The organism is Spirillospora sp. NPDC048823, assembly GCF_043198445.1.
In the GTDB taxonomy this organism is placed as follows: domain Bacteria; phylum Actinomycetota; class Actinomycetes; order Streptosporangiales; family Streptosporangiaceae; genus Spirillospora.
Map to the genome: position 1 here is coordinate 1 of NZ_JBICUT010000029.1, position 22,724 is coordinate 22,724.

Below are 22,724 nucleotides of genomic sequence, written 5' to 3' on the forward strand. Positions count from 1 at the left end.
GAAGCCGTACGAACCCGCCGGATGAACGCCACCCCGCGACCCTACGAGCACCCCGCTTAGTGCGTGAAACCACACTCACCCGAACACGTATCCACAGGTCAACAGGCTCAAGGTCTGACGACATCCAAGCGAGTGAGCCAAGTCAGGTCAGGGAGCCCGGCGCCGCAAAGGCGCCGGTGACGTCCTACAGCCTCAACACGCTCAACCGGTGGAGGGACGGCCTCGGCGGAGGCCGGCCGACCAGCAGGATCCGCACCCGGATCAGCAGCCGTCTGGCCACGAACACCGGCTCGCGCACTGTGAGGGCGGCGAGGGCCCAGAGGAAGGAGATCGCCGTCAGCATCGCCAGGCAGACCTGACCACCCGGGTGGTCGTGGTGCTGGTCGCCAGGGAGATCCTCGCCGGGGGAATGCCGGATGACGACCGACGCTGATGGCGGGGAATGCTGGCCGCTCATCGTTGTCAGCGGGACGCCGGTCACCTGGCTCGGGCTGGGCGACGCTTGGAAGCCGTGCATCGCCAGCACGCCGAGCAGCAGGAATAGTCCGACCGGCAGTTCCATGCGTCGCCGGTACCGTTCAGGTGACCGATTCAGCTGCCCCACCCGCCGTTCCACAAAGGCGCCGATCCAGCACCCCGATGGCCGCCGGCCACCCCTCCGGCATGGACATTTCCTGCTCCGACCATGGTAGCGAGGGATGGCCGGTGGTCGGCCAAAGGCGCCTCCCTGAGAGGACATACGCATCCCGGCGCGGGCCGGCTCAATCGGTTTTGACTCGGCCGAGGGTCATGACTCGTTCATGGCAAAGAATGGCCGACTGCCGCGCGGCCAGTGGCATTCGAGCGGATCGGTGGGAGGTCGGCATGGAGAGCGTCCCAGAACGCGAGGTCCTCATCGTCCTCGAGGGGCGAGACCCGGCTCCAGAACTCGCGGTCCTCCGCCTCGGCGGCGACGGCGGCTGAGATCGCCGGCATGACGGCGGTTCCGGCCTCGGACGCGTCCAGGACGGTTGGTGTGATGTCCGCGGGCAGTTCGACCGGCCGCTTGTGGTGCTTGCCGCGCTTGCGGACGCGGATCGGCGGCTCGGCCGGAACCCGGGCGGCCATCGACTTGCCCGCCGCCAGCGCGACCGCGCCGCAGACCGCGATGGACAGCAGCCCTCCCAGCAACGCGTCGGGCTCGACCAGCGGCTGCCCGTCAGCCGCCTTCGTGCTCGTCTGCTGAGACGTGACCGCGTTTCCGGGTCGCGTCGCCTCCGCGGCCATGGTCCCGGACTCGGCGGCCACGTGCTTGGGGACGTGGTTCTTCTCCCCTTCTGAACCCGGCAGCGCCTTGCCCGCCACCTCGACCTTGCCGGGATAGCCGTAGCCGACGACGTCACCGACGTCGCGCGTCCTCCGTTTGAGGTGGACGCCGTCGGTGTTCGCCTCGATGGTGCGGAGGGTCGAGCCCTTGACGCTTTCCACCAGGCCGACATGGCTGATGGCGTCGATGTCCTTGGAGCCGGACCATGCGAAGAACACCAGCGCGCCCGGCTCGGGCTCGGTTCCCCACGCGTCCTTCTTTTTGAACCACTTGGCGTGCTGGATGGTGGCGGCGAACTCGCCCGCCCAGTCCTCCACGCCGGTCTTCTTGGCTGCCCAGGCGAGGAACATGTCGCACCACGGGGCGGTGGCGTAGTAGTCGTCACCGCCCTCGTAGGTCTCCGTCGGGCAGGTGACCGACGGATCAAGAACATCCCGGCTCCGTGGCCGCCCGCGTGAGAGGCTGCTTGGCCTTGGCCTTATGGATCCCGCCAGGAGACGCTCCGTGAGCGTGGGTCTCCGGTGTGGTCGCCTGAAGCAGCGCCGACCGTCCGCGAAGGCGCGCCCTCGGTGGAACATCGGGAAGGAGGATAGTAGATGGGTGAGGCCACACATGACTCAAGACCACCGGGCACGGGCAGCCGTTGCCGGGAGTCAGGCCGGTGTGAGAACCGCCGGTTCGAGTCGGCCTCTCACCTCCACCGAGACGTGTTTACTATCGACTGTAGTATGCCGCGACAAGGTGGCAGGTGGGGCGGCGGAAGGGGGCATCATGGCCGGGCAGCGCTTCGGTGACCTGGAGGCCGCGATCATGGACAGGATGTGGTCCTACGGCCGTCCGGCCAATGTTCGTGAGGTCCTGGAGGACCTCCAGCAGGAGCGGTCGATCGCCTACACCACGGTGATGACGGTGATGGACAACCTGCACAAGAAGGGATGGCTGCGCAGGAAGCGGGTCGGGCGCGCCTACGAGTACGAGGCGGTCGCCTCGCGGGAGGGTTACACGGCCAAGCTGATGCGCGAGGCACTGTCGACCAGTAGCAACCAGGCCGCCGCGCTCGTGCACTTCCTGTCGGATCTCTCGCCGGAGGAGAGCGAGGCCCTGCAAGCGGCCCTCAAGGTCGTGCCACCGCGGGACACCAAATGAGCGCGGTCGCCCAGTTTGATCAGCCGCCCGCCTACAGCCCGTCAGGCTGTGGCTGAGGGGCACCGTGTCGGAGGTGTTCCGGGTGACGCCCCCGTCACCCCAGGGGGTGGATGACGGGGGCGTGGACCATCTTCCCGTTGCCGATGTACAGGCCCATGTGGTGCAGGTCGCTGTAGAAGAAGACCAGGTCACCGGGCTTGAGTTGGCTTTGGGAGACGCGGGTGCCGGCGGTGTACTGGCTGCCGGTGTAGTGGGGCAGGTTGATGCCGACCTGGGCGTAGGCGTACATCGTCAATCCCGAGCAGTCGAACCCCTTGATGTTGGCGCCCTGTGCGGTGCCGTAGGTCGGGCCAGATGCGCTGCCCCCACCCCAGGAGTACGGGACGCCCCGCTGGCTCAAAGCCGCTCTGACCGCGCCCATGGCCTTGGCGGAGGCACCTCCGGGGTCCACATTGGGAGCGGGTCCCGCGCTGGTGCGAGCGCCCGAGCCGGTACCCAGCTTGGCCTCGACCTTCGTCAGCTTGGCCTGGAGTTCCTTGCGCTTCTTCTTCGCCTCGGCGGTGAGTTCGTGGACCTGCTTCGCATGCGTTTCAGCCGATTTGCGGGCACGTTCCGCCGCCTGCATCGTCTGCAGCAGCTGAGTGACGCGAGCGCTTTCCTGGCTGGCGAAGTAGTTGAGTGTGGCCGACCGGTCAAGGACGGCCTGCGGGTCCCCGGACGAGGCGAAGGCGACCGCCGGGTCCCGCGGGCCGTTCTTGTAGCTGTCCGCGGCGAGCTTGACGATCCTGGCCCGCGTCTCCTCCAGCGCCTTCTTCTGGCGGGCGGCGTCCCGTCGGCCACCTTGGCGGCGCGTTGGGCCTGCCGCAGTCGCACCCGCAGCCCGTTGTACTGCTCGCTGAGCTTCTCCGCCTCATCGGCGAGCTTCTTCTGCTGCGCGGTCAGCTCCCTGCGGGACGGGTCGGGCTCCGACCAGGCGGGTGCGGGGGCCACGAGCGTCGCGGAAAGAGCGATCGACGCCGTCCATGCCGTCCTGGTGATGATCCGGCGGCGGGCCGTTCCGTCTCCGGCAGCTCGTCGCTGCATGCGGTGTCCTCTCCTGTGCCGCCTACCGGGTGAGCTGCCGGGTTCGGGCCGGAGTCGCCCTACCGCTCGCGGAGAGCGGATTCACCCCAGTGGAGAACGGTTCCCCGGCTCCCTCGGACGGCGTGGTCCGCTGGATTCGGCGTGGCCATCGCCGTCCCCGGCGGGGACGCCTCGCCATGGCTCCTACGGAGCGTAGGAGATAGCGGCCTCAACCGCCACTCAAGTGGCCGATTGCGACAAACCGCCTCAACGGTCTCAGCAGATGTAGGACAGCTCCATGATGGTCGCGGCGGCGACCATCAGGGGAGTGGCGACGGCGGCGGCCACGAAGGCGGAGGCCGCCATCCGGACCGCCCGGCGCGGCTTCGTCGTCTCGGCGGACTCGAGCCGCCGGACCCGCTCCGCCAGCGCACCGGTCGAAGACCCGGCGGCGCCGAGGGCGCCCGCCACGCCCGGCGTCGCCGCGAGCCGGTGCAGGGCGTCGACGAGCGTGCGCCTTCCACATGCGCGGGCCGCCGCATCGTCGGCGGCCATCTCCAGCAGCAGCGGGAAGCTCTTCTTCGCCCGGCGGACCGTGGGCAGCCGGGGCAGCAGGGCGTGGGCCAGGTCGAGCATGAGCAGCAGTGCGTGATGCCGCTGACGCAGGTGGGCTCGCTCATGGACCAGAACCGCGCCGAACTCGTCGGGAGTGAGAGCGTCCTGTGTGCCGGTGCTGACGACGATCGCGCGATGCCTGGCCGGCAGCGAGTACGCGACCGGGACGGGATGGTCGAGCACGAGGACGTCCCCATGCTGACCGTGCTCCTTCGCGACGAGCCGCAGCATCTCCCGGTGCCGGCGGCGGTGACGTACCGCACGGACGAGCCGGGGCAGGCTGCGGGCGAGCCGCGAACAGCAGGCCGTGAGCACCACCAGGCTGGCGGCCGCCGCGATGATGATCGCCGAATCCCCGTGATGGGGCAGGCAGTCGCGCAGCCACTCCAGGAAGCCGTGGCCGGGCGCCGGGGGCGACAGCAACGCCGCCGCGATGATCCCGATGCCGGCGATGAATGTGCCGGTGAGGGCCGCGGCCCAGCAGGCGATGGCGATCCCCGGGTGCGCGGCGGGAGGCCGAAGCCGATCGAGGGCGGGCCCCGCCAGACAGCCCAGCAGGACCGCCGTGCAGATCAGGCCGACCACCAGGTAGATCACGCCGTCACGCCTCTTGGCCGTCGGACGTCCGCCGGCGCAGCGCGTCCAGCAGGTGGCGGACGTCTTCCGGAGGGACGCTTTCGGCGAATCTCGCGAGGATGCCCCCGTGGTCGGGAGACTCGGTGAGAGCGTCGAGCATCAACTCGACCGCATACTCTTCCCGCGCACGGGTGGGGGCGTAGCGGAAGGCCGGCCCGTCCTGCGTGCGCTGCAGCAGCCCCTTCTGCGCCAGCCGCTCGGCGACCGTCTGGACGGTGTTGTAGGCCAGCGCCTTGTCGGCGTTCTCGTTCAGCTTCGCCAGAAGCTCACGAACGCGTAGCGGGCTGGGGGCCTCCCAGAGCACGTCCATGATGGAACGCTCGAGCGATCCGCTCAATCCGGCCACACGGCACCTCCGTCCTGCCCACATTCTGCCGGAGAGTCGGCCGTGGGCGGGAACGGGGACATCTTGAGCCTTCGGCGCCCCGGCTGGGGACGGCTTCCAACCGACGCCGGCGGCCCCCCGACGGCGCGCATCGGCGGTGATCGTTAACGGCATGTGATGCGTGGCTCGGCGGCATAGGTCGTATGGAACTTCTGGCGGCGCACGACCTTTCCGTCCTGCTTGAAGATCCGCCAGACGTCGATCTGGAATCCCTCCGCCCCCGGCATCGGAATGCACTTCGGCCCCGAGTCGGTCTTGTTCTCGAAGCCCTTGATCGCGTACGGCTCGGAACTCTTCGACTCGATGTCGTAGCGCTCGGTGCTCCAGAAGTTCACGGTGAGGGACGTGTCGGTGTAGGCGGTGTCGACGAGCACGCCGTACGGGGAGTCGTTGCGCCAGCGGAAATCCGGCTGGGGGAAGGACACCGTCGACTCGCGTCCCGCGGGATAGCGCGAGATGTAATACGAGTGGGGCATGTGCTGGACATCCTCCAGGCCCCCGAAGAAGACGGCGTTGAACATCGTCGTCGCGAACTGGGAGATCCCGCCTCCGACGCTGTCCACGTACCGCCCGTTGAGGATCATCGGCGCAGGGATGAAGCCCCGTGCCTTGTCGCGTTCGCCGACGATCCCGTTGAGGGAGAAGGTCTCCCAGGGCTTGACGATGTAGCCGTCCAGGATGTCGGCGATGGTGTGGATGTTGGTGACCCGCGGGGCGCAGCAGGCGTGGCGCGTGGTGAAGGAACTGATCTTTTCGCGGATGCCCAGCTTGCGGGCCTCATCGGTGGTGACCCGAGGTTTGTCGCGGGTCATCGGGACGTTCACCTCACGCCCCTGCGTCCGCAGGACGGCCCTGGTGACGGCTTCGCCGAGCGCTCGCCCATCGACCTCTCTGCCCGCCTCGGAGGGCACCAGGCGAAGCTTGCCGGACTTGACCTTGTACGTCGCATCCCGCGCGGGACGCTCGACCGTACCCAACCGCGACGAGAGTGCGTTCGCCAGCCCCGAACCGTCGACTCGCGGCCGCACCTTGCCCGCGTCATCCGGTGCGAAGGTCAGGTACGGGGCGAAATCCTGCGGCTCCACCGTGATCCGCTTGCCTTCGGCGGCGAGCGCGATCGGCTTCGACACGGCGACCCGCGCCGGTCCCGCTGCGGCCTGCCGGATCGCGTTGGCATCGGCCTTCGAGCGCAAGGGGCCCGTCTGCAACTCCGGATTCCGCGGCTCGCCCTCCAGCGCGGACAGGAAGGCGGCTCGGATCGGCGCTGCGGCGCTCCGTGCGTCCAGCCCGACACCGGCTCGCGGAAGAACGGGCTCGGGTACGGTGCCGCGGAACTTCACCAAGCCCTCAGGCGCCGGCGTGCCGACCTGCTTGTTGACCTTGCCCAGGGCGGCGTTGAACCGAGACTCGTCCATACGGATCCGGGGAGTGATCTTCCGTTCGCCGAAGACGGCGGAGAGGACGGATGTGAGCCCGAACCGGCCTTGCATTGCCGAGTCGACGGTCGCGCGCGCATCCAGGGACAGCCCGGCCTCCGCAGGATCGAGCGCCACCCCCCGACCCCGCACTCGAATGTGGAGCGGCTGCGAGGCACGCGGGCCGAGTTTCCGGTGGAGTCGCTCCATGGCGGAACTCTCGCTGAGTCCGCCGATGTCGACTCCCAGGATCTGCGTCCCCCGCGGCACCTCTCTTCCGACATATGCTGCGGCAGCGCCATAGCCGAGGGTCATGGCCATGACCGCGGCGACCAGCGCGAGGACCAGTGCTCGCCGGGGTCGGCTCCGGACGGCCAAGACGATCCGGGAACCGGGCGCCTTCCCCGGGCCCGTGGAGGGCGGTCGGGTGGTCTGCACTGTCACCTCTTCCGGGTGCGACTCACGCGGAGACTCGAATACTAGGCACCATAGTAGAAACGTGTCGGTACCGTGCCTGGTCAGGCGGGGCGGCCCCAGTGGGAGTACAGGTGATCGCCTCGCTCATCCGCGTCGTAGCTCTACGTATGGGGATCCGTCGAGGTTCACGACCCGCACTCACGGGAGAAGTATCTACTATGCATTTGTAGTACTATGGAGTTGTAGTAGATGTGCTCGAAGGGGGAATGATGGTCGCAGCATCTTCCGGGTCGCCCGGTATGGAGAATGAGAACGGCTGGGATGGCACGGCCGGGCGGCACTGGGTCCAGCACGAGGATCGGCACGACCGGATGCTGGCGGCATTGACCTCCCGGCTCGTGGACGCGGCCGGGATCTCCTCGACGGACAAGATCCTCGACGTCGGCTGCGGCTGCGGCGAGACAAGCCGGATCGCCGCGCGCCAGGCTCCGCAGGGCGAGGTTCTGGGCATCGACATCTCGGCCCCGATGCTCGCCCGGGCCCGCACGCGAGCCGAAGAGGAAGGCGTCACCAACCTTCGCTTTCATGAGGCCGACGCCGGAGGCACGCCCCTTGCGGACGGTCATTACGACGTCGTGCTGAGCCGCTTCGGCGTGATGTTCTTCGATGGCCCCCAAGCGGCCTTCGAGAACATCTCGCGATCGCTCCGTCCCGGCGGCCGACTGGCCTTCCTCTGCTGGCAGGAGGTCACGCAGAACGAGCACATCATCGTCCCGTTCAGCGTTCTCGCCTCCTATGTCCCCGTGCCGGACATCGGCGGTCCGGACGCCCCCGGGCCGTTCTCGCTCGCCGACCCCGCCCGGATCCGCGGCCTGCTCACCAAGGCCGGTTGCACCGGCATCGAGATCCAGCCGGTGCGCGAATCACTTCGGCTCGGCTCGGACGTGCCCGACGTCGTGCGCTACTTCCGCGACCACCCGGCGGCTTCGTCCAGCATCGCCGCCATGGACGAAGCCACGCTCGCGAAGGTGCTCGACGAACTGAGTGAGGCCGTCAAGCCGTTCCAGGCACCGGACGGAGTGTTCTTCGGCTCCGCCGCCTGGCTGGTCACAGCCCGGCGCTAACCGATTGCATCCCATTCCCGCGACCGGGTGTCAGGGAGCGTCGGCTCACTCCGATGGTGCGTGCGTGCGCTTCGCGGCTGCGCGCATCCGCGGGGTCGTCGAGCAGTGCGTCTGTCACGGCGCGTACGCGTTCGTCCGTGGGACGCGGCACGTCGACGGGGGTGGACGGCAGAGGATGCAGCAGGAGAACGCGGGCCTCGGCTCGGCCATCTTCAGCTCCGTGCAGCAGGTGGGCGGCGCTGTCGGGGTGGCGGTGCTGGTCACCGTGGCGGCACGTCGCAGCGACGCCCTGACCGACTCGCTCGGGCCGCTGCGCGCCGCGACGGAAGGCTTCTCTCTCGCGCTCACCGTCGCCGCCGCACTCCTGGTGCTCGGTGCCGTCCTCATCGCCGGGCTACTCGGACGCGACCGCTCAGAATCCGCAGTTCAACGACCGTGACACCCCCACGCATATCCGCGGATTGGTCAGCCGACGGTGAGCGCGACGCCGCTTCCGACGCCGAGGACGAGAGATCCGGCGGCCGCCAGGTAGGCCGCCCATTGGGCTGTGCGGTCCAGGCGTCCGACAGGTTCGGTGTCCCTCGCGAATGCCGGCGTGATCCAGCGCAGGTAGTAGAAGACGCTGGCGACGGTGTTGACGGCGGCGACCACCGCCAGCCACGTGTAGTCGCCGTCCAGCGCCGCGCCGAACATCAGCACCTTCCCGACGAACACGGCGGTGGGCGGGGTGCCGACCAGGCCGAGCAGGCAGATGACGAGGGAGACGGCCAGGAGCCGGGAGCGCCGCATCAGTGCTCTGTAGGCGGTCAGCTCGTCGCGGCCGACGGCGATGACCACGGCGAAGGCGCCGATGTTGGTGACGGCGTACGCGGCCAGGTAGAACAGCAGGGCGGGCTCGGCCAGGTCGGTGCGCCCGGCCACCGCGATCGGGACCAGCAGGTACCCGGCCTGGCTGACGGTGGAGTAGGCGAGCAGCCGCCGGACATTGTCCTGCGCGAACGCGGCGAGGTTGCCCAGCGTCATGGTGGCGGCGGCGATGACCGCGACGAGGAGCGGCCAGTCGCCGGTGGCAGGCGGCAGTGCTTCGGTGGCGAAGCGGTAGAGGGCGGCGAAGGCTCCGATCTTCGGAACGGTGGTGACGAACGTCGCGACCACCGGGGGAGCGCCCTCAGTGACATCCGGTACCCAGAAGTGCGCCGGTGCGGCGCCCGCCTTGAACAGCAGACCGGCGAGCAGGAGCACCACGCCGACCATGACCGCACCGGCCGGTGCCGTCGCGAGTTCCGCGCGGAGCATCTCGTAGGAAGTGCCGCGGCCGAGCCCGTACAGCAGAGTGATGCCGGTCAACATGAGGATGCCCAGGAAGGCGCCCATGAGGAAGTACTTGAGCGCCGCCTCGGTGCCCGGGGCGTCCTTCCCGAAGCCCGCGAGCGCGTACCCGGGGATGCTGGCCAGCAGGTACGCGGCCATCAGCACCAGAAGGTCGGACGCGGCGCCGAGCGCGATCGTGCCGAGCGCGGCCAGCAGGAGGAGCACGTAGAACTCGCTCTCCCGGCGGTGACCGCGCATCGGGCCGATGGCGAGCAGGACGACCAGCAGCGTCGCCGCCAGGACGACGATCCGCGTCACGTGAGTGACGGGGTCGAGCATGAACGCGCCGAAGGTCATCAGGTCCGCCCGGCGGGCGGCGAACACCGCGGCCACAAGGCCGGCCACCAGCCCGCTCGCGCACAGGGCGACGACGATCCACTGCCGGGAGCGCGGCAGGAACGACCCGATCAGCAACCCGATCACGGCCGCGCCGAGCACGCACAGCTCCGGCAGGAGGTCCGCCGGGTTCTCGCTCATCATCGCGCCACCAGCGACACGAGGGCGGCCGAGAACGGCTCGATGACGTCCAGCAGGAACCGCGGCGCGACACCGATGATCAGCGACAGCGCCAGCAACGGGACCACCGCGCCGATTTCGCTGCGGTGCGTGTCGGTGACCTGTGCGGTGAGCTCGCCCGGCGGGCCGAGGACGGTGCGGTGAAGGAGACGCAGGAACAGCGCGGCGGTGATGAGGATTCCAAGGATCGCCAGCGCTCCGACGACGGCGATTCCGGTGCCTCCGCTGCCGATCACCCCGGTGAAGATCTGGAACTCGGCGATGAAACCCGAGAGGCCGGGCAGCCCGAGGGAGGCGAACGCGCCGACGGCGACGAGGCCGGAGAAGACGGGGGCGACCCCGGCGAGGCCGCCGAAGCTTCCCATGTCATAGGTGCCGGCCCGGGCGTAGAGGATCCCGGCCAGCAGGAACAGGGCGCCGGTGATGAGGCCGTGGCTGACCATCTGGGTGACGGCGCCGGTCACCGCGAGCCGCCGCGCGGCCTGGTCGCCGACGGCGCCGGCGGCGCCGAGCGCCACGATGATGTACCCCATGTGGTTGACGGAGGTGTAGGCGATCAGCCGCTTGAGGTCCTCCTGGGCGAACGCCACCAGCGCCCCGTACAGGACGCTGATCAGCCCCACGATGATGATCACCCAGGCGTACCGCCGCCAGGCGTCCGGCAGCATCGGCATCGCGATGCGGACGAAGCCGTAGGTTCCCATCTTCAGCAGGATCCCGGCCAGGATCGCCGAACCGGCGGCGGGTGCGTCGGTGTGCGCGGGCGGCAACCAGGTATGGAACGGCACGGTCGGCGTCTTGATGGCCAGACCGATGCCGATGGCCAGCAGCACGAGCCCGCCGAGCCCCGCCGACCCGGCCAGCGGCGGCGTCCGGGTGAGTTCGACCATGTCGAAGGTGTGCGGCTCCGCCCCGAGGTAGAGCCCGATGAATCCCAGCAGCAGGACGAGCGAGCCGAGGAAGGTGTAGAGGAAGAACTTCAGCGCCGACCGCATCCTGTCGCCGTGCCCCCACCCGGCGATGACGAAGTACATGCCGACGATGGACAGGTCGAAGAACACGAAGAACAGCAGCAGGTCCAGGGCGGCGAACAGACCGAGGGAGACCGTCTGGAGGAACAGGAAGAGCGCGGCGAAGGCGCGCGCCTGCCGTTCCTGGCGCAGCGAGTAGATCGCACAGGCCAGGAACAGCAGCGAGGTGAGCGCCAGCAGCGGCAGCGACAGCCCGTCGACTCCGATGTGGTAGCCGGCGCGGACGGACGGGATCCACCGCACGTTGGCCTCGTAGGAGATCCCGTCGCCGGTGCCGTGCCCGATCCACATGGCGATGACGAGAGCGAAATCGACGGCGCACGCGGCGATCCACGTCCAGGTCACCACACGGTCGCTGAGCCTGGGCAACGCGTAGAGCCCGGCCGCGACGGCGAGCGGAAGGAAGATCACTAGGGAGAGCACGTTCACCTGACCAGGACGACGATGAGGATGAGCACGGCGAACAGGACCGCGGCCTGCGCGTAGTAGGTGTGCACCTGGCCGGTCTGCGGACGGCGCGCCAGGTCGGCCAGCCGGCGGGCTCCCCGGCCGACCGCGTTGATGAGTCCGTCCACCCTGATCTCGACCCCACGCCCGGCGAGCGCCGCGGCGGACCGTCCTGTGGCGGCGGTCACCCGCACCCCGCCGTCGATGACGCGATCATCGAACCGGGCGAGGGCCTTGGCCAGCGCGAACACCGGCCGGGCGACGAGCAGCTCGGCGAGCCGTTCGAGGTAGAACCAGTGCAGGGCGGGGGCGGCCCATGCCGCGCCGACCCGACGACCATGGCGCATAAGGGTCCAGGTCACGGCAAGGACCACAAGCGCCAGAGCGCCGGAGGTCGCCAGTTCGGCCAGTCCCGGGCTCGGTTCCGGGCCGGTGGCGAGGAGGTCGTTCCAGGCCTCGTACACCGGCATCAGGGCGAAGACCCCGAGCGCCGCGGAGCCCAGGGCGAGTGCGGGCAACGGCAGCCGTTCCAGCAGGCTGATATGCCGTGTCCCGGTCTGCTCGGTGTCCACTCGCGTCGCCGCGTCCGCCGGACGGGTCACCGCGATGAGTGCTCGCGCCGCATAACCCGCGGACAGCAGAGCCGCCGCGAGGCTCACGGCGTACAACGCGGGGGACTCCTCTAGAGCGGCGCTGAGGACGTGGTCCTTGGTGGCCCAGAGCGAGAGCGGCGGCACCCCGGCAAGGGCGAGCATCCCTACGCCGAAGGTGACTCCGACCAGCCGGTACCTGCGGGCCGCACCGTGCAGTTCGGTGAGGTCCTTGGTTCCGAGGGCCGCCAGCCAGGCACCCGCTCCGAGGAACAGCAGGCTCTTCACCGCGGCGTGGGCGACGAGCTGTGCGGTCCCTCCGGCCACCGCGCCCGCTCCGGCGCCCAGCACCATGAACCCGATCTGCGCGCACGTCGACGCGGCCAGGAGCTGCTTCACGTCGCGCTGGGCCAGTGCGACGGCTCCCAGCAGCAGTGCGGTCAGCGCGCCGAGCCACGCCACCAGCACCGCCGCCCACCCCGTCGAGGCCAGCAGCGGTTCCAAGCGCAGCAGCAGGTACGCCCCCGCGGCCACCATGGTCGCCGAGTGCAGCAGGGCGGAGACCGGGCTCGGACCGTCCATCGCCCGGGACAGCCAGAACGAGAACGGCAACTGCGCCGACTTGCCCAGCGCGGCCAGGACGACACCGGCCGCGATGAGGTCCTTCCAGGGCCCCTCCGCGGCTGCCAGCCCGTCGAGGTCGAGCGAGCCCGTCCCGGCCAGGGCCGCACCGGCTGCGAAGTACAGCCCCAGGTCACCGGTGCGGGTGGTGATGAAGGAGACGTCCGCGGAGCCGATCCGCCTGGGGTCGCGCCACCAGAAGCCGATGAGCGCGTACGACATCGCGCCCATGACCTCCCAGCCCATCAGCAGGACGGCCAGGTCGGTCGCGGTGACCGTCACCAGCATCGCCCCGGTGAACACCAGCATCAGCCCGAAAAAGCGCGTCCGCGACTCGTCCGCTGCGAACTCTCCGGCGGAGAACACCAGGACGGCGAGGCTCACCGACGTGACCGTCAGGGCGAGCGCGGCCGACAGGCCGTCCACCGCCAAGCCGGCGGGCAGCCGATCGAAGAGCGGGAAGCTCACCGCCGGGCGAGCCGCAGCGGCCGCCATCGCGAGGCACAGCGTGGCGAACGCGGCCGCCACCGCTATGGCGGGCGCGGCCCGGTCCGCGCGGCGGCCGAGTGCGAAGCGTCCGGTGAGCAGCAGCACGCCGGTCGCGATCGGGACCGCAGGCAGAAGCCAGGCGAGGGCGCTCATCCTTTGAGATCTCCGGCGTCGTCGGTCAGATCCACGTCCCGTGTCCGGAACAGGGCGGTGATGACGGCGAACCCCACCGCCATTTCCAGAGCCATCACGGTCACGGCGACGAGCACCAGCACCTGCCCGTCCGGCGTCCCGGGCGAGACGTAGAACCAGAACGCGGCGCCCGCGACGAGCAGCGCGTTGACCATGAGCTCAAGGCCCATCATCAGCATCACGATCGACTGCTGGGACAGCGCGCCGTACAGGCCCACCGAGAACAGCGCCGCGGCGAGAAGGAGGAACACCTCGAGGTTCACTTCGCACCGCCCTCGCGGTGGGACGGCCGGTCGTAGCGGCCCCGGTCGGTGGCCAGCACCACCGAGGCGATCATCGTGGCGAGGATGGCGATGCCGATCACCATCATCACCAGCATCTTCGGTCCCATGATCGCCTGGCCCACCGAGAAGGTGGGATCGGCCGGCACGGTCCCACGCCGCGGCGGCCATGGAGTGAGGAAGATCCCGGCCGTCAGCGCCGCGAAGACCCCGATGGAGATGGCCAGCGCACCCCGGTTGTTGTGCACCATCGTCATCGGCATCAGCCCGCCGGGATTCATCATGTACATGATCATGAAGACGGCCATGATGAGCATCTCCATGATCATCATCAGGATCACCAGGACGCCGAGGTAGTCGAGGTCGAGCAGCAGCAGCTCGACTCCGACGCACAGGAACGAGGCCAGCAGGGCGAACGTCGCCCGCGCCATCGAGTCCACGACGAACACGGCGACACCGAAACCCACGGCGGCCACTGCCAGGACCCAGAACGCGACGGTCTCCATCACACCTCCTCAGCTCACGACCACGATCCCGACGACCAGGGCCTGCAGCAGCGTGGCCGGGATCAGGACCATCCAGGCCACGTCCATGAAGCGATCCATCCTGATCACCGGAAACCGTCCCCGGACCCAGACCAGCAGGGCCAGCACCGCGTACGTCTTGACCAGCGACCACGCCCATCCCGGCAGCCACGGTCCCGCGCCGCCTCCGAGGAACAGCGGCACGGCGGCCGCCGCGGCCACGGTCAGCAGGGCGAACCGCCCGGCGAAGAACAGCAGCCGGTCCGGACCGGACAGTTCCGCCGCGACTCCGCCCGCGAGGTCGCCCGCCACCGGGTGCTCCAGCGGGCCCCAGAAGGTCATCCCCAGCGCCGACAGCAGGTAGACGGCGAACGCGACCGGCATCCAGACCACGAACCACAGCCCGTCCTGCGCGGCCGCCACCTCACCGAAGTCGAGGGAACCGGCCGCGAGACCCGCGGTGATGAGCGCGAACATGTGCGGCAACTCGTACGCCAGCCCCTGCGCCAGGAACCGGTAGCCGCCGGCCAGCGGGAAGGCCGAATTGACGCCCCAGCCCGTCAGCCAGAGCGAAGCCCAGGCCACGACCTCCATCGCGTTGAACCAGACCACGCCCACCGACAGATCCCACACCCCTCTGCCATCGAGGGGGATCACCATCGCCGCCAGCAGAGCCGCGGCGGGAAGGCTGATCACGCCGATCCGGACGAGCAGCAAATCGGGCGTATACGTCCGCCGCCGCTGCTGGACGATGAGCCGGGCGCACTTCCGGAGCGGAGCGACGAGACCGTCGCCGGTGCGGAACGCCGCGTCCATCGCCGCGGCGGAGTAGGTCAGCGCGGCCAGTACGAGGGGAAGCGCCACAACGGCCCAGACGGGCGTCGCCTCACTCACCGGCCACCCCCGCGACCCCGGCCAACTGCGACAGATCCGGGTCCAGGCTGGCGACGGTCAGCCTCGCCTCCGACAGGTCCGCTCCCTCCAGGAGCTCAGGCAGGAGCGCTAGGACGGTCGCGCTCGGCCACCGGCCCATCGTTTCGCGCGGGCCGTCGGCTCCGTCGAGCGGCGCCGGATCGTCCACCCGTGCGAGGGCCCGGCCGATCTCGTCCAGCCAGCCCGTCAGGCGTGCGGAGGCGTCGCCGAGATCACGGGCCGCCGGTCCGCTCAGGCCATGTCGGTCCGCCATCGCCCGGTCGATGACGCCCACGCGGCCGAGCATCCAGCGCAGCGTTCTCGACCTTCCCGTCCGCCGAGCGAACCTGGCGAACCGGGGCGCCAGCTCGTCCTCGGCCACGCCGGCGAGGACCTGATCGCGCAGCGCACGCGCCTGGTCGGCGGCGCTCTCCCAGCCCGCGACGGCCAGCAACCGGCCCACGCTGTCGAGATGGCACGCCGCCCTGCGACGTTCCGCCTCCCCGGTCGATACCTGCTCGCCCGAGGCGGCCCGCAGCCACGGCTCATCCCAGAAGGACGATCCGCCCGCCGTTTCCTCCACCGCGGCGACTTCCGCGACCTGGACGACATCGCCCTGCAGCGTCAGATGAATGACGAGACCAGCGGGCCAGTCTTGAAGAGCCGGGCCGAGCGGGACGTGCAGCACATCGAGCTTCAAGCCGTCCCGGTCCTCTCCCCGCTCGGCCATGGGCAGATCCATCGGGGCTCCCCTGTGGTGTTCATGGCCGCCGCCTCCATGGCCCGAATGCCCGCTGTGCTCGTCCTCGCCGTCAGGGGAGTCCTCACGGTGGTCGCCGTGATCAGCGTGGTCGGCATGCCCGTTGTCCTGCTCGTGGCCGTGGTGTCCTTCCTCTTCGGCGTCTTCATCCTGCTCGTCTCCGTGTTCGTGCAGCATCGAGCCGTGGTCGTCGCTGCCGTCCGATTCTGACGACGCGGTGTCATCGTCCTCATGACCGGCCGGGTGATCGCCGTGCCGCTCGGCCGCCTCAGCGTTCTCGTGACCGCCGGGAGCCCAAGGTCCGCTCTCCTGCCGGGCCGTTGCATCCGCCCGTTGCGCCGCCACATCGGCCAGTGCCCGATCCGCGTGCTCCAGCGCGGCCGCGACCTCGTCGCCTGACGCCGCCTCGCCGAGCCGGACGAGTGACCTGGGCCCCGGCATGTCGTCCCAGATCGTGTTCACGGCCGCCGCCAGTTCGGCACCGGGATGTCCGCAGACGATGAGGATCATCGCCACCGCGGGCGCCGTCGCCGGACGCCCGCCCCGGCGACGCAACTCGGCTTCAACAAGCAGCCGTGTCCGGGTCCCGCCTGGCGCCGTGATGACGAAGGGACGCGGACGCGCGGCGGCGAAACGAAAGAGCCGTGCTCTCAAGTCCATCGGAACGCCCCCTCCCGCCACGCATAGATGACGCCGACCATGAGGAGGGCCAAGAACGCGAACATTTCGACGACGGCCTTGGTCCCGATCGAGGCGACCACCACCGCCCACGGGTACATGAAGATCATTTCCATGTCGAAGGCCAGGAAGACCATCGTCACGACGTACCAGCGCACGTGGTAACGCGACAGGGCGTGCTCGGAAGGCCGCGAACCCGACAGGTACGGGCCGGTGCCGAGGGTGCCCGGTGGCGCGACTGCGAAGGAAAGGGCGTAGACGGCCGCGATCACCGCCGCCAGCAACCCCAGAAGAGCGAGTACCGCCACGTACGGCTGCATTCAAGTGTCCCCGGTCGAGTTCCTCCTACGCCTGGTAGGAGATCATGCCTCACCGTGGTGCTCATTGCTAACACCCACTTGCCCGGTGGCCGCATCCCCTGCTTACTATTGTGGGTAGTAGATGGCCCGACGTGTGGTACCGGCCTTCGGCCGGGAGCCAGGGGATCGCTGATGCGCCGATGGAGACCGCTCCAGATCACCGTGGGCAGGCAGGACGGTCACAGGGCGCTTGCCCCGTCTTCTTCGGGCTCGTCCCTGCGGCCGTCTACCTGGTCCTGCGGCGGCATCCGGGCGCAAGGGCATCGCGTCAACGCCACGGGTGAGCCGTCTCGCCGGGCTAGAACATGCAGCCCGGCGTCGACTGGCCGACGGCCTGCGCCGACCACACGCATGCGGCCACCAAGGCCGTCACCCATATGGCGGCTCCCGCGCGGGCCAGGCGGCCGGGACGTCGCAGCGACGGCTCGGTGCCGGTCTCAAGCTGGGTGATGCGCGCCGCGAGCAGTTCATCACTGGCCAACGCCGTGGCCGGGACCGCCTTGGTCCACGCGGGCCCCTCGGACACTTGGAGCAGTGAGCCGGCAAGGGCCGTGGTGCCGTGCAGAGCAGCGGCGCGCCGGTCCGCGGCCAGTTCGCGTCCCATGGTGAAGCGGCGCCGCAACCGAGCCACCCCCGGCAGGTAGAAATGCCGGGCCAGGATCACCCGGGTGCAGAGGTTCTTCAGCGGGTCGCGGCTTCGCAGGTGAGCGCGCTCATGCACGAGGACGGCGGCCAGTTCCTCCTCGTTGAGGACGTCCAGCAGCCCGGTGCTCACCAGGACATGTGGCCGGCGAGGCCCATACGTGAGGGCGAAAGGGCAGGACGTGGCGATCACGCGGATTCGTGCTCCGAGTCCCAGCCGATCGGCGAGCGCCCGTAGTGCCGGTGGGACAGGCCTGTGGTACCGCCGGACCGTGTACGCGAACGAACGGAGGTGCCAGAACGACTGTCCCAGTGCCCAGATCCCTTTCAGTGTGCCCGCGCTGGTCAGGGCAAGAATCAACACGCCGGGGATCAGGTCTGGACGGGACGTCCACAACGCATTGGCACCGCCGTCCTCCATGACCCTCCAGGCCATCATCGCCAGGCAGCAAACTCCGTAGGCGAGCAGAATGCGTAGAACTGCTGACGCCCCGACAAGCGTCCAAAACGCCCGATTACCGGTGTCCATGCGCGGGGGCGTCACGAGTCCTTCTCGAGCAGTGCTTGCAGCCGCTCTCGAAGCGCCGGGTCGGTGGCCGCCTGATCGAGGAAGCGACTGACCGCCGCATCGCCGTAGGTACGCAAAACCCCCTGAACGGCCAGCGCCGCTTCGTCGGCGGCGGCCGGTGCGTAGGCATGGCCGCGTCCCCGGGTGGTCCGCGTCAAGGCGCCTTTCTCAGCCAGCCGGCTCATCACGGTGAGCACCGTCGTGTAGGCGAGCGGCGGAATACGGTCGACGTTGAGCCCCTCCAGCGTCTCCCGGACGGTCAGCGGTTCTGGCGCGGCCCAGAGGACGTCCATGATCTCGGACTCGAGACTGCCGAGCGCCATCGGACTCCCTTTTCAGACCTACTACGCACCTGTCGTATTCGACGATAACGCCGCAGCTCGGCAAGCTTCTACTACCTCCGGTAGTCTCCGCTGCCACGGCTGCACGGGTGCGTGTGATCATCACCGCGGAACGGTGCGGCCCTGGACCCACCCCTGCATCAGGGTGATGAGACGTGCCCAGGCATGGTGGCCGGGATCGGGCGTCGTAGTATCCCGAGCGGGAGACGCCCAGATGCCTTGCGACGAAACTCGGGCACGCCGTTGCTGTAGGTCTCCACCGGTCCGTGTCCGACGCCATGCGCGGCGAGACGGGCGAGAATCTCGTCGAGATCGGTCACGCCCAACGTGACCATGGCCGTTCCCACCCGCTCGGCTAGGACGTCGCGATCGTCGACGACCACCCAGGCATTCGTTCCGACCTGCCAGAGGTGCTCCTCGCCGATCACCTCATCCGCCGCCCGCCCGAAGAACACCCCGAACCACCCCAGCGCTGTCGCTCACCGGCATGGCGCTGTACAAGTCCACTCAGACCACTCCCTTCGTTCGCTTCAGACGTTCTGACCACACTCGCGCCCGGAACGCACCGGAAGCACGCCGCCCGGCCTTCTGAGGGGTAAGAGCCGGCTGTCACACAGGCCACGGATACACGCTCATGCCGCAGACCGGTCGGGCGCCCCATGAAGATCCTGTTTCGCCATTCGGATATATCGGTCAGTGTTCCGTCCACGGTCGACGACATGGTGCAACGGAACGGTTCTCCGTTTCGACCGCGCAAGCCTGCGCGCTTTCTCGACACCGCGCTTCTCGATGCGTTCCTAGTTCGCGTGCGGAGCCGGATCGGCAGCGCGGGGAGGGAGTCGGAATGGCGAGCTTGGACGGCAAGGTGGCTCTTCTGCTGTTCCCGTGGGTCGTTGACCGGCGGCGAGGTGGCTGCTGTGGCTGTGTGGCCTGGATAAACGAACACGCCGTACCCGGCGTAGGGTTCCGCCTTGCGACAGGTAGGAACGACCACGAGGTACGGCGTGCTGAACAAGAGGGTATGGAAGCGGCTGCTGGGTGTCGAACACACCGTGCTCGAGCGGCTCGAGGCCGAGGAGACCGCGCGGGGCGAACCGGTGCTGGTCGCCCGCGTCCGGCCCGTCGCGCGGCGGGTGCTGCGGTGCCCGCATTGCGACCGGCGGTGCGGCCGTTATGACGCCGGGGACGGGCGGCGCCGGTGGCGGACCCTGGATCTGGGCACCCTGCGGTGCCTGCTGGAGGCCGACGCGCCCCGGATCCGCTGCCGCGACCACGGGGTGCGTGTGGCGGCGGTGCCCTGGGCCCGTCCCGGGGCACGGTTCACCGGCGCCTTCGCCGACACCGCCGCCTGGCTCACCAGCCGCAGCCCCGCCTCGACGGTCGCGCAGTTCCTGCGGATCACCTGGCGCAGCGTGCAATCGATCGTGGCCGGGGTCGTGGCATCCCGGGCCGACGGCATCGACCGGCTGGCGGGGCTGCGCCGGATCGGGATCGACGAGATCGCCTACCGCAAGGGGCAGCGCTACCTGATGGTCGTGGTCGACCACGATTCGGGGCGGCTGGTGTGGGCCGCCGAAGGCCGCAACTCCGCCACCCTCGCCCGCTTCTTCGCCGACCTGGGCCCCGAACGCGCCGGGCGGCTGACGCACGTGTCGGCCGACGGCGCCACCTGGATCCACACCACCACCGCCGACCACGCCCCGCAGGCCCTGATCTGCCTTGACGCGTTTCACGTGGTCATGTGGGCCACCGACGCCCTCGACGACCTGCGCCGCGGCATGGCCGCCGACCTGCGACGGCGCGGCTCCACCGGGCCGGCGTCCACGCTGAAGAACACCCGCTGGGCACTGATCAAAAGCCCCGCCGATCTGTCGGGCGACCAGCGCACCACGATCGCCTCGATCGCGGCCACCAACAAGCGCCTCTACCGGGGCTACCTCATCAAGGAGCAACTGCGGGCGGTATTCGCCGCCGGCGCCGACGGCGGACGGGCGCTGCTGGGCGGGCTGATCGCCTGGTGCCGCCGCTGCCGCATCCCCCAGTTCGTCAAGCTCGGCCGGACCCTGACCCGGTATCAGCCACTGATCATCAACGCGCTCGAGTCCGGCCTGTCCAACGCCCGCGTCGAGGCCACCAACACCCACCTGCGCGCCCTGACCAAGAGAGCCAACGGGTTCCACACCCCCCAAGCCCTCATCGCCATGGCCGCCCTCACCCGCGGCGGCCTCTGCCCACCCCTCCCCGGACGAACCTGATCACTCACCCACGGAAACAACACAAGGGCCGGAATTCCTGAAGATTGCGTTCGAACGCGACGCACGGAAGAATCCGGGCTCGAGTTGCATCCAGACAAGACACGGACCGTCTATTGCAAGGATGCGAATTGAAGAGGTTCTTTCGAGCCCGCAAGGTTCACATTCTTGGGGTATGAGTCCTGTGAACGCACCGCGGAGAACGGCCGCCACGGCCGTTCCGGAGCTTCCCTCCGGCAGTATCTGAGGGCCGCAGCTTCGCCGGCCTGCTCCACAGTCCGTCCCAGGTCGCTGTTCTGGCGCGGCCGAGGAGTTACCGCCATGCGTATTCTGGCGTCCCGCGCGTGTGCGAGCGAGTCGTAAGAGGATATTCTTGAGGTGTCGGCGACCTCCATTGAGGTGATCATGATATGAATCGCTCTCGTGGGTATTCTTCCTGCACGACTTTGGCGGCGGTCATGGATAACCTCGGGATGACCGTGGTGGAACTCGTGTGGGGCGACCCCCGTAGGGCTCCGCGGCCTGTCGAGGTCGTCATCCACGATCCTTACGATGACTCGCCGCTGTCGGTCCCCGCACTCGTCCTCGGTATCGGTGTGCGCGAACCCGATGAGGTGGCGGCCTTGCTGCGCACGCTCGGGGACGCCGGCGCCTCCGCGCTGGTGGTCCGCGCTCCGGTCGCACTGGATGACACCGTTCGCGCCGCCGCCGAGGAGTCGGGGGTCGTGCTGCTGGCGCTGACACCCGGAGCGGCCTGGGCCCAGGTGGCGGACCTGCTGCGCACGGTCGTCCCCGAAGGCGATGCGGGGGCGGTCGAGAACGATCCCCTGCCGGGGTTCCCGGCGGGCGACCTGTTCTCGCTGGCCAACGCGATCAGTGAGCTCGTCGGCGCCGCCGTCACCATCGAGGACCTCGATTCCCGGGTGGTCGCCTTTTCGGCCAACCAGGACAGGGCGGACGAGCCGCGAATCCAGACCGTGCTCGGCCGCCAGGTGCCGGAGCAGTACCTGGAATGGCTGGAAACAGAGCGGGTGTTCTCCGAACTCTACCATAGCGACAAGCCCATTTATGCGGCCCTTCCGGGGAGTGCGTTGCTTCGGATGGCGGTCGCGGTCCGGGCGGGCGACGACATTCTCGGTTCGATGTGGGCGGCGGTCTACGGCCGACCGTCTCCGGAACGCGAGCGGGCGTTCGCCGATGCCGCCAAGCTGGCCGCAGTGCACATGCTTCGAGAACGAGCGGGCGCCGATGTGGAACGCAGGCTGCGCGCGGAACTCGTGGCGACCGCTCTGGGAGGCGGCCCCGGCGGGCACGAAGCCGCGCGGCGGCTGCGCATCGCGGGGGCTCCCACGGTCGTCCTGGCTCTGGGGATCGGCGAGGGCGACGCGGTTCCGGCCGCGTGGGCGGAGGCGGAGCGCCAGCGCGTGTCGGACGCGCTGGCGCTGCACCTTGCGACGACTCACCCCCGATCGGCCTCGGCGCTGATCGGTGGTGTCGCGTACGGCATCCTGCCGGTGGGGGGCGAGGCCGGAGATCTTCGAGCAGAGCGTGTGGCCGCCGAGTTCCTCGGCCGCGCCACGACCCGGCTGTGTTGCGCGTTCGGCATCGGACGGATCGCCACGAGCGTCGCCGAACTCGCCCAGTCTCGGCGTGACGCCGATCGTGCGCTCCGCGTCATCCGGTCCAGCGAGTCCGCGCGGCGGATCGCGCGGATCTCCGAGGTGTACGCGACCGCTCTGCTGCTCGAACTGTCCGATCTCGTCGCCGCCGAGACCGCACCTCCGCAACGGCCGCTGGCCCTGCTCCTGAAGTACGACGAGGAGCACGACACCGACCTGATCCCCAGCCTGTGCGCCTGGCTGGACGCGTTCGGCGACGTCAAGACCGCGGCCGACGCTGTCCACGTGCACCCGAGCACCTTCAGGTACCGGCTCCGCCGTGTCGTCGAGATCTCCGGTCTCGACCTGCGTGACCAGGAGCAGCGTTTCGCCGCCATGCTGCAGCTCCGGCTGCTGCCCACCATCGGTCCGTCGCGGCGGTGACG

22 protein-coding genes and 1 riboswitch are annotated in these 22,724 nt (G+C 69.4%); of the genes, 5 read left to right on the forward strand and 17 right to left on the reverse strand.

The annotated features are described in order from the left end of the window. Positions 1-184: 184 nt before the first annotated feature. Together ACGFK0_RS36995 and ACGFK0_RS37000 are read right to left on the reverse strand one after the other, a co-directional pair. The gene (locus tag ACGFK0_RS36995) at positions 185-562 is read right to left on the reverse strand and encodes a DUF6153 family protein (RefSeq protein ID WP_392913297.1); all 378 of its coding nucleotides are present in this window, start codon (positions 560-562) and stop codon (positions 185-187) included. Positions 563-798: 236 nt separating this feature from the next. Beyond that, positions 799-1,920: a CHAP domain-containing protein gene (locus tag ACGFK0_RS37000; protein ID WP_392913299.1), complete on the reverse strand. Its 1,122-nt coding sequence runs from the start codon at positions 1,918-1,920 to the stop codon at positions 799-801. Positions 1,921-2,077: 157 nt separating this feature from the next. Here ACGFK0_RS37000 and ACGFK0_RS37005 point away from each other — a divergent pair, with 157 nt between their 5' ends. Then, positions 2,078-2,452, forward strand: coding sequence for a BlaI/MecI/CopY family transcriptional regulator (locus tag ACGFK0_RS37005; RefSeq protein WP_392913301.1), 375 nt, complete (start codon positions 2,078-2,080; stop codon positions 2,450-2,452). Positions 2,453-2,546: 94 nt separating this feature from the next. Here ACGFK0_RS37005 and ACGFK0_RS37010 read toward each other — a convergent pair whose 3' ends face one another. The 4 genes from ACGFK0_RS37010 to ACGFK0_RS37025 all read right to left on the reverse strand — a co-directional run bounded on the left by ACGFK0_RS37010 (position 2,547) and on the right by ACGFK0_RS37025 (position 6,886). Further along, positions 2,547-3,077: a C40 family peptidase gene (locus ACGFK0_RS37010; protein WP_392913303.1), complete on the reverse strand. Its 531-nt coding sequence runs from the start codon at positions 3,075-3,077 to the stop codon at positions 2,547-2,549. Positions 3,078-3,538: 461 nt separating this feature from the next. After that, positions 3,539-3,687, reverse strand: a riboswitch (cyclic di-AMP (ydaO/yuaA leader). Between the two features lie 103 nt (positions 3,688-3,790). Next, entirely contained in the window at positions 3,791-4,726 is a 936-nt protein-coding gene (locus ACGFK0_RS37015) for a M56 family metallopeptidase (RefSeq protein WP_392913305.1), read from the reverse strand. A 4-nt stretch (positions 4,727-4,730) separates the two neighbouring features. Beyond that, positions 4,731-5,264 carry a BlaI/MecI/CopY family transcriptional regulator gene (locus ACGFK0_RS37020; RefSeq protein WP_392913307.1) on the reverse strand — a complete coding sequence of 178 codons (534 nt, stop codon included), beginning with the start codon at positions 5,262-5,264 and terminating at the stop codon, positions 4,731-4,733. Beyond that, entirely contained in the window at positions 5,255-6,886 is a 1,632-nt protein-coding gene (locus tag ACGFK0_RS37025; RefSeq protein ID WP_392913310.1) for a VanW family protein, read from the reverse strand. Before ACGFK0_RS37025 ends, ACGFK0_RS37020 begins: the two co-directional genes overlap by 10 nt. A 467-nt stretch (positions 6,887-7,353) precedes the next feature. Between ACGFK0_RS37025 and ACGFK0_RS37030 the strand changes: the two genes are divergently transcribed. Next, positions 7,354-8,106 (forward strand): class I SAM-dependent methyltransferase, encoded by a 753-nt coding sequence (locus tag ACGFK0_RS37030; RefSeq protein ID WP_392913366.1) that lies wholly within the window; start codon positions 7,354-7,356, stop codon positions 8,104-8,106. Positions 8,107-8,170: 64 nt separating this feature from the next. After that, the gene (locus ACGFK0_RS37035; protein WP_392913312.1) at positions 8,171-8,545 is read left to right on the forward strand and encodes a hypothetical protein; all 375 of its coding nucleotides are present in this window, start codon (positions 8,171-8,173) and stop codon (positions 8,543-8,545) included. 26 nt (positions 8,546-8,571) lie between these two features. Here the strand turns inward: ACGFK0_RS37035 and ACGFK0_RS37040 are convergent, their stop codons facing one another. From ACGFK0_RS37040 to ACGFK0_RS37090, 11 genes are all read right to left on the reverse strand, one after another. Beyond that, positions 8,572-9,954, reverse strand: a complete 1,383-nt coding sequence (locus tag ACGFK0_RS37040) for an NADH-quinone oxidoreductase subunit N (RefSeq protein ID WP_392913314.1) — start codon at positions 9,952-9,954, stop codon at positions 8,572-8,574. Beyond that, positions 9,954-11,447, reverse strand: a complete 1,494-nt coding sequence (locus tag ACGFK0_RS37045; protein WP_392913316.1) for a NuoM family protein — start codon at positions 11,445-11,447, stop codon at positions 9,954-9,956. Before ACGFK0_RS37045 ends, ACGFK0_RS37040 begins: the two co-directional genes overlap by 1 nt. Positions 11,448-11,449: 2 nt before the next feature. Beyond that, entirely contained in the window at positions 11,450-13,324 is a 1,875-nt protein-coding gene (locus ACGFK0_RS37050) for an NADH-quinone oxidoreductase subunit L (protein ID WP_392913318.1), read from the reverse strand. Further along, on the reverse strand, positions 13,321-13,626 hold the full coding sequence (gene nuoK / locus ACGFK0_RS37055; RefSeq protein ID WP_392913320.1) for an NADH-quinone oxidoreductase subunit NuoK: 306 nt from the start codon (positions 13,624-13,626) through the stop codon (positions 13,321-13,323). The genes ACGFK0_RS37050 and nuoK overlap by 4 nt, the downstream gene beginning before the upstream one ends. Further along, complete coding sequence (locus ACGFK0_RS37060; RefSeq protein ID WP_392913322.1) at positions 13,623-14,150, reverse strand: NADH-quinone oxidoreductase subunit J; 528 nt, start codon at positions 14,148-14,150, stop codon at positions 13,623-13,625. The genes nuoK and ACGFK0_RS37060 overlap by 4 nt, the downstream gene beginning before the upstream one ends. A 9-nt stretch (positions 14,151-14,159) precedes the next feature. Next, positions 14,160-15,062, reverse strand: coding sequence for an NADH-quinone oxidoreductase subunit H (locus tag ACGFK0_RS37065; RefSeq protein ID WP_392913325.1), 903 nt, complete (start codon positions 15,060-15,062; stop codon positions 14,160-14,162). Next, entirely contained in the window at positions 15,055-16,500 is a 1,446-nt protein-coding gene (locus ACGFK0_RS37070; RefSeq protein WP_392913327.1) for a hypothetical protein, read from the reverse strand. The genes ACGFK0_RS37065 and ACGFK0_RS37070 overlap by 8 nt, the downstream gene beginning before the upstream one ends. Continuing rightward, on the reverse strand, positions 16,491-16,838 hold the full coding sequence (locus ACGFK0_RS37075; RefSeq protein ID WP_392913329.1) for an NADH-quinone oxidoreductase subunit A: 348 nt from the start codon (positions 16,836-16,838) through the stop codon (positions 16,491-16,493). The genes ACGFK0_RS37070 and ACGFK0_RS37075 overlap by 10 nt, the downstream gene beginning before the upstream one ends. Positions 16,839-17,175: 337 nt before the next feature. Continuing rightward, entirely contained in the window at positions 17,176-18,048 is an 873-nt protein-coding gene (locus tag ACGFK0_RS37080) for a M56 family metallopeptidase (RefSeq protein WP_392913368.1), read from the reverse strand. Positions 18,049-18,059: 11 nt separating this feature from the next. Then, positions 18,060-18,410: a BlaI/MecI/CopY family transcriptional regulator gene (locus ACGFK0_RS37085; RefSeq protein WP_392913331.1), complete on the reverse strand. Its 351-nt coding sequence runs from the start codon at positions 18,408-18,410 to the stop codon at positions 18,060-18,062. Positions 18,411-18,568: 158 nt separating this feature from the next. Continuing rightward, positions 18,569-18,883 carry a hypothetical protein gene (locus tag ACGFK0_RS37090; protein WP_392913333.1) on the reverse strand — a complete coding sequence of 105 codons (315 nt, stop codon included), beginning with the start codon at positions 18,881-18,883 and terminating at the stop codon, positions 18,569-18,571. A 549-nt stretch (positions 18,884-19,432) separates the two neighbouring features. Between ACGFK0_RS37090 and ACGFK0_RS37095 the strand changes: the two genes are divergently transcribed. After that, a complete protein-coding gene (locus ACGFK0_RS37095) occupies positions 19,433-20,683 on the forward strand; it encodes an ISL3 family transposase (protein WP_392913335.1) in 1,251 nt (416 codons plus the stop codon). Positions 20,684-21,153: 470 nt separating this feature from the next. Further along, positions 21,154-22,722 (forward strand): PucR family transcriptional regulator, encoded by a 1,569-nt coding sequence (locus ACGFK0_RS37100; RefSeq protein WP_392913337.1) that lies wholly within the window; start codon positions 21,154-21,156, stop codon positions 22,720-22,722. Positions 22,723-22,724 lie beyond the last annotated feature (2 nt).

What these genes read in the sequence shown, in the direction of transcription:
- ACGFK0_RS36995 (WP_392913297.1), bottom strand. Translation starts at nt 562, where the DNA reads ATGGAACTGCCGGTCGGACTATTCCTGCTGCTCGGCGTGCTGGCGATG.
- ACGFK0_RS37000 (WP_392913299.1), bottom strand. Translation starts at nt 1,920, where the DNA reads ATGTGTGGCCTCACCCATCTACTATCCTCCTTCCCGATGTTCCACCGA.
- ACGFK0_RS37005 (WP_392913301.1), top strand. Translation starts at nt 2,078, where the DNA reads ATGGCCGGGCAGCGCTTCGGTGACCTGGAGGCCGCGATCATGGACAGG.
- ACGFK0_RS37010 (WP_392913303.1), bottom strand. Translation starts at nt 3,077, where the DNA reads ATGCAGGCGGCGGAACGTGCCCGCAAATCGGCTGAAACGCATGCGAAG.
- ACGFK0_RS37020 (WP_392913307.1), bottom strand. Translation starts at nt 5,264, where the DNA reads ATGCCGTTAACGATCACCGCCGATGCGCGCCGTCGGGGGGCCGCCGGC.
- ACGFK0_RS37025 (WP_392913310.1), bottom strand. Translation starts at nt 6,886, where the DNA reads ATGGCCATGACCCTCGGCTATGGCGCTGCCGCAGCATATGTCGGAAGA.
- ACGFK0_RS37030 (WP_392913366.1), top strand. Translation starts at nt 7,354, where the DNA reads ATGCTGGCGGCATTGACCTCCCGGCTCGTGGACGCGGCCGGGATCTCC.
- ACGFK0_RS37040 (WP_392913314.1), bottom strand. Translation starts at nt 9,954, where the DNA reads ATGAGCGAGAACCCGGCGGACCTCCTGCCGGAGCTGTGCGTGCTCGGC.
- ACGFK0_RS37050 (WP_392913318.1), bottom strand. Translation starts at nt 13,324, where the DNA reads ATGAGCGCCCTCGCCTGGCTTCTGCCTGCGGTCCCGATCGCGACCGGC.
- ACGFK0_RS37060 (WP_392913322.1), bottom strand. Translation starts at nt 14,150, where the DNA reads ATGGAGACCGTCGCGTTCTGGGTCCTGGCAGTGGCCGCCGTGGGTTTC.
- ACGFK0_RS37070 (WP_392913327.1), bottom strand. Translation starts at nt 16,500, where the DNA reads ATGGACTTGAGAGCACGGCTCTTTCGTTTCGCCGCCGCGCGTCCGCGT.
- ACGFK0_RS37075 (WP_392913329.1), bottom strand. Translation starts at nt 16,838, where the DNA reads ATGCAGCCGTACGTGGCGGTACTCGCTCTTCTGGGGTTGCTGGCGGCG.
- ACGFK0_RS37080 (WP_392913368.1), bottom strand. Translation starts at nt 18,048, where the DNA reads ATGGACACCGGTAATCGGGCGTTTTGGACGCTTGTCGGGGCGTCAGCA.
- ACGFK0_RS37085 (WP_392913331.1), bottom strand. Translation starts at nt 18,410, where the DNA reads ATGGCGCTCGGCAGTCTCGAGTCCGAGATCATGGACGTCCTCTGGGCC.
- ACGFK0_RS37100 (WP_392913337.1), top strand. Translation starts at nt 21,154, where the DNA reads ATGACCGTGGTGGAACTCGTGTGGGGCGACCCCCGTAGGGCTCCGCGG.